Below are 15,275 nucleotides of genomic sequence, written 5' to 3'. Positions count from 1 at the left end.
GGTAGCACCGGCTATCCGCGAGCCTCAAGAATGCGCCCGTAAAGCTTTGCGCCGCGCTATGCTCGGCGTTTCTCATTCTTATGGAAGCCCGATTGATGGCAGGAAGCAGCTTGTTGGTATTGATCGACGATATCGCCGCCGTACTCGATGACGTTGCGCTGATGACCAAAATGGCCGCCAAGAAGACCGCCGGCGTGCTGGGCGATGACTTGGCACTCAACGCCCAGCAGGTTTCCGGCGTGCGCGCCGAGCGGGAAATCCCTGTGGTGTGGGCGGTGGCCAAGGGGTCGTTTGTCAACAAACTGATCCTGGTGCCGGCGGCATTGCTGATCAGCGCCTTTGCGCCGTGGGCGGTCACGCCACTGTTGATGCTCGGCGGCGCCTATTTGTGTTTTGAAGGCTTTGAGAAGCTTGCGCACACCTTCTTGCATAAACGCACCGAAGAACAGGCTCACCTGGTTGAAGCCGTGGCTGATCCGGCGACTGACTTGGTGGCATTTGAGAAGGACAAGATCAAAGGTGCAATTCGCACCGATTTCATCCTCTCGGCGGAAATCATCGCCATCACCCTGGGTACCGTTGCGGATGCGCCTTTGATGCAGCAAGTGATAGTGCTGTCGGGCATCGCCATTGTCATGACCATTGGCGTGTACGGGCTGGTGGCCGGTATCGTCAAGCTCGATGACCTGGGTCTGTGGCTGACGCAAAAGCCCGGCCAGGCGGCTCGCAGTATCGGTGGGGCGATCTTGCGCGCCGCGCCTTACATGATGAAAAGCCTGTCGGTGATCGGCACAGCGGCGATGTTCATGGTCGGCGGCGGCATACTCACCCATGGCGTGCCGGTGGTGCATCACTGGATCGAGACGCTCAGCCAGAGTGTCGGCGCGGTGGCGTGGTTGATGCCTACGTTGCTCAACGCAGTGGCCGGGATTATTGCCGGGGCGCTGGTGCTGGCCGTGGTTTCACTGGTAGGCAAAGTGTGGCGCGTGCTGAAACGCTAGATTGGCATTTGGCGGGTATATAGATACTATGCTAATCATTAGCTAGCTATCTATGTGTTCGCTGAATGAAGCTTTCCACGTTTCAACTGCCTGACTTCTGGCAAGCCACCCTGGCGCCCTCGCGGGACGATCTGCTGTTTGCGTTGCGCAACATGATCGCCGGCGGGGTCGCGTTGTATCTGGCCTTTTGCTTGGACTTGCAGCAGCCGCAATGGGCGCTGACCACGGTATTTATCGTCGGCCAGTCCACCAGCGGCATGGTCTTGGCCAAGGGTGCCTATCGGTTACTGGGCACGTTTGTGGGCGCGGCGGCTTCGGTGGTGATGATTGCTGTCTTCGGCCAAGCGCCTTTGTTGTTTCTACTGTGCATGGCGTTGTGGTTGGCGTTTTGCACCACAGGCGCGTCGTTGCTGCGCAATCACGCCTCTTATGGGTTTGTGCTGGCGGGCTACACCACGGCGATTATCGCGCTGCCTGCGACTGCGGCGCCGCTTGGGGTTTTCGATGAGGCGGTAGCCCGTTGCCAGGAAATCAGCCTGGGGATTCTCTGCGCGTCTATCGCCAGCACGATTTTATGGCCGCGCCGGGTTGAGCAGACGCTGGCGGTTCAAGGCCGTGCGGCCTGGCAGGCGGGCCTGCGCGCCGCGGCGTCGGAGCTGCTGGGCACCGATCAGCGCAAGGGGTTGCTCGAAGCACTGGGCCGTTTGGTTGCAGTTGATGCCCAGCGTGACCATGCCTGGTTCGAAGGCCCCAAGGGCCGGCGCAGATCCCAGGCGCTGCGGGTGCTGAGCCGGGACTTGCTGGGACTCTTGCGCGCGGCCCGCGGCGTGGCACGGCAGCGACTGATGCTGGAAGATGCGACCCGCGTGGCGCCTTGGGTGGACGAGGTGGCCGCGACGCTACAGCAAGAGCGGCCCGATGCGCTGCCTGCACTCTCGCAGCGCCTGAGGTTGGCGCTGGGTGATCCACGTTTGAGCGCGGAGGCGCGCTTTTGCCTGGTGCAATTGGCCGAGGTGCTGCGCTTGATTGACGTGGGCACAGTGACCCTGGCGGCCGTCGAAGCCGGCACGGTGCCACCCGGTGCGCCAGGCGCCCTGTCCTGGCATCGGGATATCGAGCAAGGCGTGCTCGGTGGGCTGCGCAGTGCCTTGGCGTTTCTGGCCGTTGCGGCATTCTGGATTTTTACCGACTGGCCGTCGGGCCTGGGTGCAGTGTCGATCAGCGGCGTGGTCTTGAGCCTGTTTGCCGCGCGGGAAAACCCTTCTGCGTCGGGCCTCAATTTTCTCAAGGGCATTGCACTGTCGATCCCGATAGCCGGCTTTGTGCGCTTTGCCTTGTTGCCCGGGTTTGATGCTTTCGCGCTGTTATGCGTGGCATTAGGCGTGCCGTTGTTTTTTGCCTCGTTGTGCATGAGCCGGGTAAAGCTGGCCGCCACAGCCTCGGCGTTTTGCATCTTTTTCGTCAACAACGTCGGGCCGAGTAACCTGATGAGCTACGACATTGCCGCCTTCCTCAACAAGGCCATCGCGACCTTGGTGGGCGTCGGGATTGCGGTGCTGGTGTTTCGCCTGATCCAGCTCAACCCTGGCAAGCGACACTACCGGCGTATGTTCAAGGCTTCGTTGTTCGATTTGGCGCAGTTGACTTCGCGCCCTCTGGAGCAAGCCGAGAGCTGGTTTGGCGGGCGCATGGCCGATCGCTTGATTCGCCTGTCACGCTACAGCCAAACCTTGCCCGCCGAGCGTCGTACCCATTGGGATAATGGCCTGCTCGGGTTGGACCTGGGTGATGAGTTGCTGGAGTTGCGTGCAAGCCTTGCGGGCAGCCAGGGCGCGTTGGCTGGCGTGCGTGATGATTACCTGCGGCAGTTGGCGGTGATACTCAGGCACGCGGGGCCAGGCTTGGCAACGGCGGGGATGTTGGATGGGCCAAGTGCTGCACTGCTTCAAGCACTTGAGCAGCCGTCGGGGTTGACGGAGCAGGATCGGGAGATGGCCAGGGCGGCGGTGCTGCAGTTGCGGTTTACCTGGCGCAAGTGGTGTCAGCGAGGCATATAGCAGCAGGAGCTGGCGAACCAGCTCCTGCAGGGAGGTTACTCGGCGATCTGCAACTTGCGCGACTCGGTGTAGATATACCGCACCTTTTCATACTCAAACGGCGAGTTCATCTGACCGTAGCGGAAGCTGGTCTGGTAGCGCTTGTCGACGGCGCGCAAAGCCCAGATTTCCGGGTGGTTTTCGCTGACCTTGGAGACGTTGAGGAAGTTGATCTCGGTCTCGGCGCCGTAGTCGACGATCAGGCCGGTAGTGTCACGCAGGTTCGAGGGGCCGAAGATCGGCAGCACCAGGTAGGCGCCGCCAGGGACGCCGTAGAAGCCCAGGGTCTGGCCGAAGTCTTCGCTCTGGCGTGGCAGGCCCATGGCGGTAGCCGGGTCCCACAGGCCGGCGATGCCGATGGTGGTGTTGAGCAGCAGGCGCCCGGTGGTTTCCAGGGAGCGGTGGCCCTTGAGTTGCAACAGGCTGTTCACCAGGTTGGGCACATCGCCCAGGTTGTTGAAGAAGTTGCTCACACCGGTACGCAGGAAGCTGGGAGTGACGTAGGTGTAGCCGTTGACCACCGGCAGGAACACCCATTGGTCGAAGCGGTAGTTGAAGTGGTACACGCGGCGGTTCCACGACTCCAGCGGGTCATAGACGTTAAGTGCCGTCAGTGATGAACGCTCGAATTCACGCTGGTCCAGGCCCGGGTTGAACTTGAGTTTGGTCAGCGGTTCCTTGAAGCCGTCGGCGCCGACTTTGACCGGCTCGTGGGCCTTGCTGTTGTCGGCATTGGCCACGCCTGCGCACATCAAGGCGGCAAGCAGCAGAAGATATTTAGCCACGGAAGAACTCCAGCATGGCGTCGGCGTTGACGCGGTAATTGAGGTTGCCGCAGTGGCCGCCCAACGGGTAGACGGTCAAGCGATCGCCGAAGGTTTTACGCAGGAAACCCAGGTCGCCAGGGCCGAGGATCAAGTCGTCGGCGTTGTGCATCACGGCAATTTTCGGGCTGTCGTGCAGGTAGTCCTTGAGGGCATACAGGCTGACCTGATCGATCAGTTGCAGCAGGCTGCCGCCGTCGGAGCGCGCGCGCCACATCGGGATCACTTGTTCGGTGAGGTAGCAGTCGAAGTCGCATTGCAGCGCACGCTTGAGGAACGGCGTGAGGCTGGTGCCTTCGGTGATCGGGTATTTCGGCGGGATGATCAGGCCGCGACGGTTGATCAGGTCCGAGGTGAAGGCAATGTCGGCCGCCGAGAAGCGGAACGAGGTGCCGATCAGCATCGCCATCTGTTCGTTGGTCAAGTGCTGCTTGGACTGCTGGAAGTCGTAGAGCAGGGCATCGTTGAGGTCGATGTAGCCTTTTTGCTGGAAGTAACGGGTCAGCTTGCTCAGCACCAGCTCATAAAACGTGGTGGTGTTGTTGATGCCCTTGACCTCGGTCTGTACCAGCTTGTCGAGGTTGGTGATCGAGGTGTAGAGGTTGACCGGCGGGTTGAGCAGCAGCACTTTCTTGAAGTTGAAGCTGCGGCGGGTCTCGTCGAGCTTGCTCACAAATGCCGCGTCCAAAGCGCCCAGGCTGTAGCCGGAGAGGTAGTAGTCGGTCACCGGCAGCGTGGAGTTCTGCGCGCGCACCGCCTGCATCACGCGGTACATGTCTTCGGCGTCTTCCTGGGTAATGCCGGGAGTGGCGAAGCGCGAAGCCGCGGCGATGAAGTCGAAGCTGGTGGGCGAGGACAACTGGACCACGTGGTAGCCAGCTTTGTAATAGAGCTTTTTGAGGTATTCGTTGATGCTGCTGTCATACCGCGCACCGGTGCCGGAAATCAGGAAAATCAGCGGTGCGGCGTGGTCTTGCTTGGCGATGCGGTAGGTGAGTTTCTTCACCGCCCAGAAGTTGTCCGGCAGGCTGAACTGGCGCTCAGGGCGCATGGTCAGGCTGTAGTCGGACTGGTTGATCTCGTCGTCGCTCGGCAATTGCGGGCGCAGATTCGGCGGAGTGGTGGCGATAGTCGCTTCGAACGGGTTGGTCAAAGGGTAGCCATAGCTGGCTGGGTCGATATCGACGGCCAGTGCTGACGCACTCAAAAATAGGCTGCCCAGCAAGGCAGCGCAGCGCAAGGAACGGAGCATGACTTAATCCCTAAGAGGAAACGTGCTGAATGAAGTTCGCAGGCTATGACCACCGCGTTGCCACCGAAGTGCCAGCCCTCGGCACTAAAAGTCGGAAAAAACCACGGAATCGGGGTAATAGTAGCCAGAAGATACACGTTGCCATGCATTGATGAACACTAATTGTGTGTATGCGCCTTGCTAACGGCTGCCGGCGCATTAAGCTGAGCGCCGTTTTTGCCTATCGGAGTACCCCATGTCCCGTCGTTTGCCACTGATCCTGCTGCTTATTGCCCTGCCGTTATGGTTGGCCGCCAGTTATGGCGCCCGTTACGGGTTTATGGAAGACGGCCAGTGGGTGGGGGTCTGCGTTGACGAGGCCAGCCGCTGGGAATGCCAGTTGCGCTCGAACCTGGGGCTGATGATTCACTTCAAGGTATTGGGCTGGGCCGCATTGGTCACGTCGGTGCTGGCGTTTTTTGTGCCGGGGCGAGCGGGCTGGGGTTTGGCGGTGTTGGGGATGGTGTTCGGGTTGCCGGCACTGGCGTTGTATAACACCACGTTTGCGGTGTTTGCGGTGGTGATTGCGGGGTTGCGGTTGGTTAGGAAGCCTCGGGGCGTCTGATAGAGCCTCATCGCAGCGGTGCGACGATTCGACAAGCCAGTTCCCACATTAGATTGGGTGCATCCCATGGAATGCGGTCGAATGTGGGAGCTGGCTTGCCTGCGATAGCATTTTTAAGCTTTGCGCACCCGCAAGCAACGCCACAACGCTACAACCATCAACCCGCTGACCACCGCCCAACCCCACGCCTGCTGGTTCAGCAAGCCTTCGCGATACAGCTGCGGCGCAATGCCGGCGCCAATAATGAAGGCCAGCAGCGCAATCTCCCGACGCGGGCCGGTGACCGGGCGAACCAGGTAAACCAGTGCCGGCAATACCAGTGCCGCACTTGGGAAGCTGCGATAGCGCGGGTCAAACACCAGCGCCAGCATCATCACTGCACCGGCGAACCCGGCAATTGCCACCAGCCAACCTGCGCGTTGCTCCAGCCAAGTGAAGGCGCGTTCCCGCCAAGCTTCCCGAGCGCTTAAAGCCAGCGCGGCATGGGCCAGTACCAACAGGTTCAACACCACCAGTAAGCCCGCCCACACCCATTCATCGTTGAAACGTGCTGTGACACGGGTCAGCTCGGCCCAGGTGCCAATGGAGCAGGCGGCCACTACGCCGAGTAATGGCAGCATGAATGCGGCACGCGCGCTGCGCACCCGGCCGCCCAGTGCCAGAGTGCCCAGCAGAATCAGGCCGCCGATGCCCAGCCACAGCGGCCAATACGGCACGTTACTCACCGGCCCGGCAAGGATGCCCTTGTCCTGGCGGTCGGCGTCAAACAAGCCCCAGTAACCACCGACTGCACCTTCGCTGGCGCGTTTCCACGGCTGGTCAAACGCTTCGATCAGGTTGTAGCGCCAGCCATTGGCCTCGGCCATGGCCACAAAACCACGCATGAACTTGGCCTCGTTGACCCGGCTCGGCACCGCGGTTTCGCGCTGGCGGCCTTCGCTGGGCCAGCCGGTCTCGCCGATCAGCACATCTTTAGGGGCGAATTTGTTGCCAAAGGTCTGGCGCACATCCCCCACATGCTTGAGGGCCTGGTCGATGCCCGACGGGTCATCTTCCCAGTAGGGCAGCAGGTGAATGGTCAGGAAATCCACCGCCGGGGCGATTTCCGGGTGTTGCAGCCAGAACTCCCACACATCGGCATAAGTGACCGGCTGCTTGATCTGGCTTTTGACCTGATGGATCAGCGTCACCAACTGCTTGGCGGTGACTTCCTTGCGCAGCAGGGCCTCGTTACCGACGATCACCGAAGTGACCACATCGGGGTTGGCATTGGCAGCAGCAATCAGTTCTTTGATTTCTTTTTCGGTGGCCACCGGGTCACTGCTGACCCAAGCGCCGGCCATCACCTTCAAACCATGCTTGCGCGCCATGCCAGGCAGTGCTTCCAGGCCGGTCATGGAATAAGTGCGGATGCATTCAAAACGGGTGGCCAGCAGCGCCAGGTCGGCGTCCATGCGCTCAGGGCGCAGTTTGAACGGCTGGTCGAACGGCGACTGGTCCTTGTCGAACGGCGTGTAGGACGCGCATTGCATCTTGTGGCTGGCACTGGCCACATCCGGCAACACCACCGGTCGGCCAAGGCCGTACCAATAGCCGACGAGGGCAAGCACGCCGAGGATCAAGGCGCAGAAATAGGGCAGGGCAGGGAAGCGGGCAGTCGCGGGCATGGTCAGCTTATCTGGGGGAGCAAAGGCGCGCATCTTACCCGGATTTGGCCCGTCCCAGTGGGGCTGCATAATTTAGACATGCAAAGTTCGGGCGGGAAATTGACGCCAAGTCCTAGGAACTGTCCTGCTGGCGATGTGATGTCGTTTCTTGCTTACCCGAGGTCGCTGACAGAGCAGGTCCAAGGCCCCGGCAGGTTGATGATCGAAGTGTCAGCACTCCACTGGCGGCGCACCACCGTGATCGACGCGCGTGAAGGGGGCGCGATGCACCCTATAACAACAGGTTGACGTCGCTCGGCATCCGCCGAGCGCAGCACTTTCGGGGAAGTATTATGAAGATGCGACGACTCTTGGGCGCAGCTGCCACTCTGGTAGTTGCGATGGGCTCCACACTGGCCAGCGCCGACAGCAAAACCCTGAGCATCGGCTATGTAGATGGTTGGTCCGACAGCGTTGCCACGACCCATGTGGCAGCCGAGGTGATCAGGGAAAAACTCGGTTACGACGTGAAACTGCAAGCGGTCGCCACCGGGATCATGTGGCAGGGCGTAGCTACCGGCAAACTCGACGCCATGCTCTCCGCCTGGCTGCCCGTGACTCACGGTGAATACTGGACCAAGAACAAGGACAAGGTGGTCGACTACGGCCCCAACTTCAAGGATGCGAAGATCGGCCTGATCGTGCCGGAGTACGTTAAAGCCAAGTCCATCGAAGACCTCAAGACCGACACCACCTTCAAGAACAAGATCGTCGGCATCGACGCCGGTTCAGGCGTGATGCTCAAGACCGACGAAGCCATCAAGGCCTATGGCCTGGACTACAAACTGCAAGCCAGTTCGGGCGCTGCGATGATCGCCGAGCTGACCCGTGCCGAAGACAAGCAGGAATCCATTGCGGTGACCGGCTGGGTGCCACACTGGATGTTCGCCAAGTGGAAACTGCGCTTTCTGGACGACCCAAAAGGGATTTATGGTGCTGCTGAGACCGTCAACAGCATCGGCAGCAAGGGCCTGGAGAAGAAAGCGCCGGAAGTCGCCGCTTTCCTGAAGAAATTCCAGTGGGCCTCCAAGGACGAAATCGGCGAAGTGATGCTGGCAATTCAAGAGGGCGCCAAGCCTGATGCTGCGGCCAAGGATTGGGTCGCCAAGCACCCTGAACGTGTCGCCGAGTGGACCGCAAAATAAAGCACTAACCCTTGTGGGAGCGGGCTTGCCCGCGATGGCAGCGTATAAGTCACAGATGTTTTGACTGATACACCGCCATCGCGGGCAAGCCCGCTCCCACATTAGCCTCGCACGCCCGTAAACCCTCGCTACACTCCCTCTACTACTAAGGTCGTCTGGAACCTGTTCCGCAGCCGCATACAGTGGATATGTTCCAAAATAATAAAAAGCTGTGCTGCGAGGATAAAAACAATGAACGACAGCATTTACCTCTCGATTCAAAACAGCCCGCGTTTCAAGGAGCTGGTCAGAAAAAGGGAAAGGTTCGCCTGGATTCTCTCGGCGATCATGCTAGGGCTTTACTCCGCTTTCATCCTGTTGATTGCCTACGGGCCACAAATACTGGGGGCCAAACTCAGCCCCGGCTCATCCATCACCTGGGGCATCCCCATCGGGGTCGGCCTGATTGTCTCGGCCTTTGTCCTCACCGGCATCTATGTACGACGCGCCAACGGCGAATTCGACGACCTGAACAATGCGATTCTCAAGGAGGCTGCGCAATGATCCGTCGTCTATTGGCTGTACTTGGCGCTTCGGTCTTTGCGCCCGCCGTTTGGGCGGCGGATGCATTGACCGGTGAAGTGCACAAACAACCGCTGAACGTTGCAGCGATCCTGATGTTCGTGGTCTTCGTCGGCGCGACGTTGTGCATCACCTACTGGGCGTCCAAACGCAACAAGTCGGCGGCCGACTACTATGCGGCTGGCGGCAAGATCACCGGTTTCCAGAACGGCCTGGCGATTGCCGGCGACTACATGTCGGCGGCGTCCTTCCTGGGGATTTCCGCGCTGGTGTTCACCTCCGGCTACGATGGCCTGATCTACTCGATCGGCTTCCTGGTGGGCTGGCCGATCATTCTGTTCCTGATCGCCGAGCGCCTGCGTAACCTGGGCAAGTACACCTTTGCCGACGTGGCGTCCTATCGCCTGGGGCAAACCCAGATCCGCAGTCTGTCGGCCTGTGGCTCGCTGGTGGTGGTGGCGTTCTACCTGATCGCGCAAATGGTAGGGGCGGGCAAGCTGATTCAGCTGCTGTTCGGTTTGGACTACCACGTAGCGGTGATCCTGGTGGGTATCCTGATGTGCATGTATGTGCTGTTTGGCGGCATGCTGGCAACCACTTGGGTGCAAATCATCAAGGCGGTGCTGTTGCTGTCCGGTGCTTCGTTCATGGCGTTGATGGTGATGAAGCACGTCAACTTCGACTTCAACATGCTGTTTTCCGAGGCGATCAAGGTTCACCCTAAAGGTGAGGCGATCATGAGTCCCGGCGGCTTGGTGAAAGATCCGATTTCGGCATTCTCGCTGGGCCTGGCGCTGATGTTCGGTACGGCCGGCCTGCCGCACATCCTGATGCGCTTCTTCACCGTCAGTGACGCCAAGGAAGCGCGTAAGAGCGTGCTGTATGCCACCGGTTTCATCGGCTACTTCTATATCCTGACGTTTATCATCGGCTTTGGCGCGATCCTGCTGGTGAGCACCAACCCGGCGTTCAAGGATGCTGCAGGTGCCTTGCTCGGCGGTAACAACATGGCGGCGGTGCACCTGGCCAACGCGGTGGGTGGCAGCATTTTCCTCGGCTTCATCTCGGCCGTGGCGTTTGCCACCATCCTGGCAGTGGTTGCCGGTTTGACCCTGGCCGGTGCTTCGGCGGTGTCCCATGACCTGTACGCCAGTGTGATCAAGAAGGGCAAGGCCAACGAGAAAGATGAGATTCGCGTGTCGAAGATCACCACCGTGGCGTTGGGCGTGTTGGCGATCGGCCTGGGTATCCTGTTCGAAAGCCAGAACATCGCGTTCATGGTCGGCCTGGCGTTCTCGATTGCTGCCAGCTGTAACTTCCCGGTGCTGCTGCTTTCCATGTACTGGAAAAACCTCACCACCCGTGGCGCCATGATTGGCGGCTGGCTGGGCTTGATCAGTGCCGTTGGCCTGATGATCCTTGGCCCGACCATCTGGGTGTCGATCCTGCACCATGAAAAAGCGATCTTCCCTTACGAATACCCGGCGCTGTTCTCGATGATCATTGCGTTCGTCGGCATCTGGTTCTTCTCCATCACTGACAAGTCGGCGGCGGCAGAAAAAGAGCGTGCGCTGTACTTCCCGCAGTTTGTGCGTTCGCAGACTGGCCTGGGGGCGAGTGGGGCGGTAAACCACTAAGATTTGTAACGGCTACAAAAAAATGCCCCGGTCGTGAGATCGGGGCATTTTTTTGCTTTTATTGGTAACGGATTTCACAAAACAGTTTCTCAACGCTTGCATCAATAAAGTGCCTGTATGTCGATCGTTCCCATGCTCTGCGTGGGAATACAGCCATGGATGCTCTGCGTCCCGGTTGGCGCTGGCCTCAGGTCTTGCGCTCAATTCCTGCACAAATAAAAACGGCCTCCTTGTGAAAGGAGGCCGTTTTTAAGACCAAATAGTTAGATGCTTACTTGCGATCTTCCAGTTTGGTGATATCACGCGACTCGTAGCCGGTGTACAGCTGGCGCGGACGGCCAATCTTGTACGGGCTGGAGAGCATTTCTTTCCAGTGCGAGATCCAGCCGACAGTGCGTGCCAAGGCGAAGATCACGGTGAACATGCTGGTTGGAATGCCGATCGCCTTGAGGATGATCCCCGAGTAGAAGTCGACGTTCGGGTACAGCGAGCGTTCGATGAAGTAAGGGTCGGTCAGGGCGATCTCTTCCAGGCGCATGGCCAGTTCGAGTTGCGGATCGTTCTTGATGCCCAGCTCCTTCAACACTTCGTCGCAGGTCTGTTTCATCACGGTGGCACGCGGGTCACGGTTCTTGTAGACGCGGTGACCGAAGCCCATCAGTTTGAACGGATCTTCCTTGTCCTTGGCCTTGGCGATGAACTTGTCGATGTTGGACACATCGCCGATTTCATCGAGCATGGTCAGCACGGCTTCGTTCGCACCGCCGTGGGCAGGGCCCCACAATGCGGCAATGCCGGCGGCGATACAGGCGAACGGGTTGGCACCCGAAGAACCCGCCAGACGTACGGTGGAGGTGGAGGCGTTTTGCTCGTGGTCGGCGTGGAGGATGAAAATCTTGTCCATCGCCTTGGCCAGCACCGGGCTGATCGGTTTGATCTCGCACGGGGTGTTGAACATCATGTGCAGGAAGTTTTCCGCGTACGTCAGGTCGTTGCGCGGGTACATCATGGGTTGACCCATGGAGTACTTGTAAACCATTGCGGCCAGGGTTGGCATCTTGGCAACCAGGCGGATCGCGGAAATTTCGCGATGCTGCGGGTTATTGATGTCCAGGGAGTCGTGATAGAAGGCCGACAGGGCGCCGACTACACCGCACATGACGGCCATCGGGTGGGCGTCGCGACGGAAGCCGTTGAAGAAGGTCTTCAACTGCTCGTGAACCATGGTGTGGTTCTTCACGGTGCTGACGAACTGGGCTTTCTGCTCAGCTGTTGGCAATTCGCCATTTAGCAGCAGGTAGCAGGTTTCCAGGTAGTCCGACTGTTCAGCAAGCTGTTCGATCGGGTAGCCGCGGTGCAGCAAAATACCATTGTCACCATCGATGTAGGTGATCTTCGACTCGCAAGAGGCGGTCGACATGAAGCCTGGGTCGAATGTGAAACGGCCCGTGGCCGTCAGGCCCCGTACGTCGATAACATCGGGACCAACGGTGCCGGTTAAAATGGGCAGCTCGACGGGGGCTGCGCCCTCGATGATCAACTGCGCTTTTTTGTCAGCCATGTGGCCTCCTATTTATGCTTCAAATCATCAGACAGACCCCCCACGCAGGGCCCGCACCACTATATTGATATAAATCCAGATGTCAATTTGCCTAAAGTCTTGCTCCAGAAGGCTTTAACCATACTTTTTCGTCGAAATTGACTGCCATTTACGCCTTTTATACCGCCAGCGCAATCCGCTATTAGGGTGAGGAGTGCGCGTTGTCATTAGTAACCTAACTGTCTATACTCGGCCACCGACCGCCAAGGGCTTTTGGGCTTGCTTTCATTGGGGGTCGCACTCCCTGGGTGGTGCTTACCTGACCAGTGCACTCCCCAACAACTTTGCCCTGATTGTTAGGGGCTCTTCAGTGTGAAAAAAAGCCGTGAATAGCCAACGACCTGTAAACCTAGACCTAAGGACCATCAAACTCCCCATCACCGGCGTTACGTCGTTCCTGCACCGTGTTTCCGGCATCATCCTGTTCCTGGGCTTGGGCATCATGCTTTATGCATTGAGCAAATCCCTGGGTTCCGAGGAAGGATACGCCGAGGTGAAGGCATGCTTGACCAGCCCGCTGGCCAAGTTCGTAGCATGGGGCCTCCTGTCCGCTCTGCTGTATCACCTGGTAGCCGGTGTGCGCCACTTGATCATGGATGCGGGTATCGGTGAGACGCTGGAAGGCGGCCGCCTGGGCTCGAAAATCATCATCGCCATTTCCGTGGTGCTGATCGTTCTGGCAGGAGTTTGGATATGGTAACCAGCGTTACGAACCTTTCGCGTTCGGGCCTCTATGACTGGATGGCACAGCGTGTGTCTGCGGTCGTTCTCGCGGCTTATTTCATTTTCCTGATCGGATACCTCGTCGCAAACCCGGGCATCGGCTATGAGCAATGGCATGGCCTGTTTTCCCACAATGCGATGCGAATCTTCAGTCTGCTGGCCCTTGTAGCCCTGGGCGCTCACGCCTGGGTCGGCATGTGGACCATCGCGACCGACTACCTGACGCCGATGGCGCTGGGCAAGTCCGCGACTGCAGTACGTTTTCTCTTCCAGGCAGTCTGCGGCGTTGCGATGTTCGCGTACTTCGTCTGGGGTGTGCAGATTCTTTGGGGTATCTGATTCATGGCTAACATTCCAACTATTTCCTTCGACGCCATCATTATTGGTGGCGGCGGTGCCGGCATGCGCGCAGCGCTGCAGCTGGCCCAGGGCGGTCACAAGACTGCCGTGATCACCAAGGTGTTCCCGACCCGTTCCCACACCGTATCGGCCCAGGGTGGCATCACCTGCGCCATCGCTTCCGCCGACCCGAACGATGACTGGCGCTGGCACATGTACGATACCGTCAAGGGTTCCGACTACATCGGTGACCAGGACGCTATCGAATACATGTGTCAGGAAGGCCCGGCCGCCGTGTTCGAGCTGGACCACATGGGTCTGCCGTTCTCGCGTACCGAGCAAGGTCGTATCTACCAGCGTCCATTCGGCGGCCAGTCGAAGGATTACGGTAAAGGCGGGCAGGCTGCCCGTACGTGCGCCGCTTCCGACCGTACCGGTCACGCGCTGTTGCACACCTTGTATCAGGGCAACCTGAAAGCCGGTACCACGTTCCTGAACGAGTACTACGCGGTTGACCTGGTGAAGAACGCCGACGGCGCCTTCGTCGGTGTGATCGCCATCTGCATCGAAACCGGTGAAACCACCTACATCCGCGCCAAGGCTACTGTGCTGGCAACCGGCGGCGCAGGTCGTATCTACGCGTCGACCACCAATGCCCTGATCAACACCGGTGACGGCGTCGGCATGGCTCTGCGTGCTGGCGTGCCGGTACAAGACATTGAAATGTGGCAGTTCCACCCGACCGGCATCGCCGGCGCCGGCGTACTGGTTACAGAAGGTTGCCGTGGTGAAGGTGGTTACCTGATCAACAAGCACGGCGAGCGTTTCATGGAGCGTTATGCTCCGAACGCCAAAGACCTTGCGGGTCGTGACGTTGTGGCCCGTTCGATGGTTAAGGAAATCATCGCCGGTAACGGCTGTGGCCCGAACGGCGACCACGTACTGCTGAAACTCGATCACCTCGGTGAAGAAGTCCTGCACAGCCGCCTGCCAGGTATCTGCGAATTGTCCAAGACTTTTGCGCACGTTGACCCGGTAGTTGCTCCGGTGCCGGTTGTTCCGACTTGCCACTATATGATGGGCGGCGTGCCGACCAACATTCATGGCCAGGCGATCACCCAGAACGCCGAAGGCGTGGACGAGATCATCCACGGTCTGTTCGCCGTAGGCGAAGTGGCTTGCGTATCGGTACACGGTGCCAACCGTCTGGGCGGCAACTCGCTGCTCGACCTGGTGGTATTCGGTCGTGCTGCCGGCCTGCACCTGGAAAAAGCCCTGACCGACGGCATCGAATACGATGACGCCACCGACGCCAACATCGAGGCCGCCCTGGCGCGCCTGAACGCTCTGAACGAGCGTACCGATGGCGAAGACGTGGCTACCCTGCGTCGCGAGCTGCAAAGCTGCATGCAGAACTACTTCGGTGTATTCCGTACCGGCGAATACATGCAGAAGGGTATTGCCCAGCTGGCCGACCTGCGCACGCGCATCGCCAACGTCAAGATCAACGATAAGAGCCAGGCGTTCAACACGGCTCGTATCGAAGCCCTTGAGCTGCAAAACCTGCTGGAAGTGGCCGAAGCCACTGCGATCGCCGCCGAGGTTCGTAAAGAATCCCGTGGTGCCCACGCCCGTGAAGACTTTGAAGATCGCGACGACGAAAACTGGTTGTGCCACACCCTGTACTTCCCGGGTGACAAGCGCGTGACCAAGCGTGCCGTGAACTTCTCGCCGAAGACGGTGCCGACGTTTGAACCGAAGATTCGGACTTACTAAGGGTGGCTGCC

General features: G+C 59.3%; 13 protein-coding genes. 9 read left to right on the top strand and 4 right to left on the bottom strand.

Translation table 11 applies throughout. The features are described 5' to 3' along the window. Positions 1 to 95: 95 nt before the first annotated feature. Both ACQY47_RS05635 and ACQY47_RS05630 read left to right on the top strand, forming a co-directional pair. Positions 96 to 1,001 (top strand): DUF808 domain-containing protein, encoded by a 906-nt coding sequence (locus ACQY47_RS05635; protein WP_428556387.1) that lies wholly within the window; start codon positions 96 to 98, stop codon positions 999 to 1,001. Between the two features lie 65 nt (positions 1,002 to 1,066). Then, complete coding sequence (locus tag ACQY47_RS05630) at positions 1,067 to 3,058, top strand: FUSC family protein (RefSeq protein ID WP_428556384.1); 1,992 nt, start codon at positions 1,067 to 1,069, stop codon at positions 3,056 to 3,058. A 35-nt stretch (positions 3,059 to 3,093) separates the two neighbouring features. Here ACQY47_RS05630 and ACQY47_RS05625 read toward each other — a convergent pair whose 3' ends face one another. Then, positions 3,094 to 3,882 (bottom strand): MlaA family lipoprotein, encoded by a 789-nt coding sequence (locus tag ACQY47_RS05625; RefSeq protein ID WP_017136246.1) that lies wholly within the window; start codon positions 3,880 to 3,882, stop codon positions 3,094 to 3,096. After that, positions 3,875 to 5,173 carry a serine protein kinase PrkA gene (locus ACQY47_RS05620; RefSeq protein ID WP_017136247.1) on the bottom strand — a complete coding sequence of 433 codons (1,299 nt, stop codon included), beginning with the start codon at positions 5,171 to 5,173 and terminating at the stop codon, positions 3,875 to 3,877. Before ACQY47_RS05620 ends, ACQY47_RS05625 begins: the two co-directional genes overlap by 8 nt. A 235-nt stretch (positions 5,174 to 5,408) precedes the next feature. Between ACQY47_RS05620 and ACQY47_RS05615 the strand changes: the two genes are divergently transcribed. Then, positions 5,409 to 5,777 (top strand): hypothetical protein, encoded by a 369-nt coding sequence (locus ACQY47_RS05615; RefSeq protein ID WP_099549028.1) that lies wholly within the window; start codon positions 5,409 to 5,411, stop codon positions 5,775 to 5,777. 113 nt (positions 5,778 to 5,890) lie between these two features. On the opposite strand, the gene ACQY47_RS05610 is transcribed toward ACQY47_RS05615, so the two are convergent. Beyond that, on the bottom strand, positions 5,891 to 7,444 hold the full coding sequence (locus ACQY47_RS05610; RefSeq protein ID WP_186617343.1) for a glycosyl hydrolase family 17 protein: 1,554 nt from the start codon (positions 7,442 to 7,444) through the stop codon (positions 5,891 to 5,893). 332 nt (positions 7,445 to 7,776) lie between these two features. Here ACQY47_RS05610 and ACQY47_RS05605 point away from each other — a divergent pair, with 332 nt between their 5' ends. The 3 genes from ACQY47_RS05605 (at position 7,777) to ACQY47_RS05595 (ending at position 10,826) form a co-directional block, all read left to right on the top strand. Further along, on the top strand, positions 7,777 to 8,628 hold the full coding sequence (locus tag ACQY47_RS05605) for a glycine betaine ABC transporter substrate-binding protein (protein ID WP_017136250.1): 852 nt from the start codon (positions 7,777 to 7,779) through the stop codon (positions 8,626 to 8,628). 231 nt (positions 8,629 to 8,859) lie between these two features. Then, positions 8,860 to 9,171 (top strand): DUF485 domain-containing protein, encoded by a 312-nt coding sequence (locus ACQY47_RS05600; RefSeq protein WP_017134441.1) that lies wholly within the window; start codon positions 8,860 to 8,862, stop codon positions 9,169 to 9,171. Beyond that, positions 9,168 to 10,826: a cation acetate symporter gene (locus tag ACQY47_RS05595; RefSeq protein WP_017134442.1), complete on the top strand. Its 1,659-nt coding sequence runs from the start codon at positions 9,168 to 9,170 to the stop codon at positions 10,824 to 10,826. The genes ACQY47_RS05600 and ACQY47_RS05595 overlap by 4 nt, the downstream gene beginning before the upstream one ends. A gap of 271 nt (positions 10,827 to 11,097) precedes the next feature. Here the strand turns inward: ACQY47_RS05595 and gltA are convergent, their stop codons facing one another. After that, complete coding sequence (gene gltA / locus ACQY47_RS05590) at positions 11,098 to 12,387, bottom strand: citrate synthase (RefSeq protein ID WP_017134443.1); 1,290 nt, start codon at positions 12,385 to 12,387, stop codon at positions 11,098 to 11,100. A gap of 364 nt (positions 12,388 to 12,751) precedes the next feature. Here gltA and sdhC point away from each other — a divergent pair, with 364 nt between their 5' ends. Genes sdhC through sdhA form a run of 3 tightly spaced genes read left to right on the top strand, consistent with a single transcriptional unit; the run spans position 12,752 to position 15,264 of the window. Next, entirely contained in the window at positions 12,752 to 13,126 is a 375-nt protein-coding gene (gene sdhC, locus ACQY47_RS05585) for a succinate dehydrogenase, cytochrome b556 subunit (protein WP_016979564.1), read from the top strand. Then, entirely contained in the window at positions 13,120 to 13,488 is a 369-nt protein-coding gene (gene sdhD, locus ACQY47_RS05580) for a succinate dehydrogenase, hydrophobic membrane anchor protein (protein ID WP_003172805.1), read from the top strand. The genes sdhC and sdhD overlap by 7 nt, the downstream gene beginning before the upstream one ends. 3 nt (positions 13,489 to 13,491) lie before the next feature. Further along, positions 13,492 to 15,264 carry a succinate dehydrogenase flavoprotein subunit gene (gene sdhA / locus ACQY47_RS05575; RefSeq protein ID WP_017134444.1) on the top strand — a complete coding sequence of 591 codons (1,773 nt, stop codon included), beginning with the start codon at positions 13,492 to 13,494 and terminating at the stop codon, positions 15,262 to 15,264. The last annotated feature ends 11 nt before the right edge of the window (positions 15,265 to 15,275 follow it).

This window comes from Pseudomonas edaphica, assembly GCF_965277385.1.
Taxonomy (GTDB): domain Bacteria; phylum Pseudomonadota; class Gammaproteobacteria; order Pseudomonadales; family Pseudomonadaceae; genus Aquipseudomonas; species Aquipseudomonas edaphica.
The sequence above is the reverse complement of the archived record's forward strand: the minus strand, read 5'-3'. Positions and strand labels throughout refer to the sequence as shown.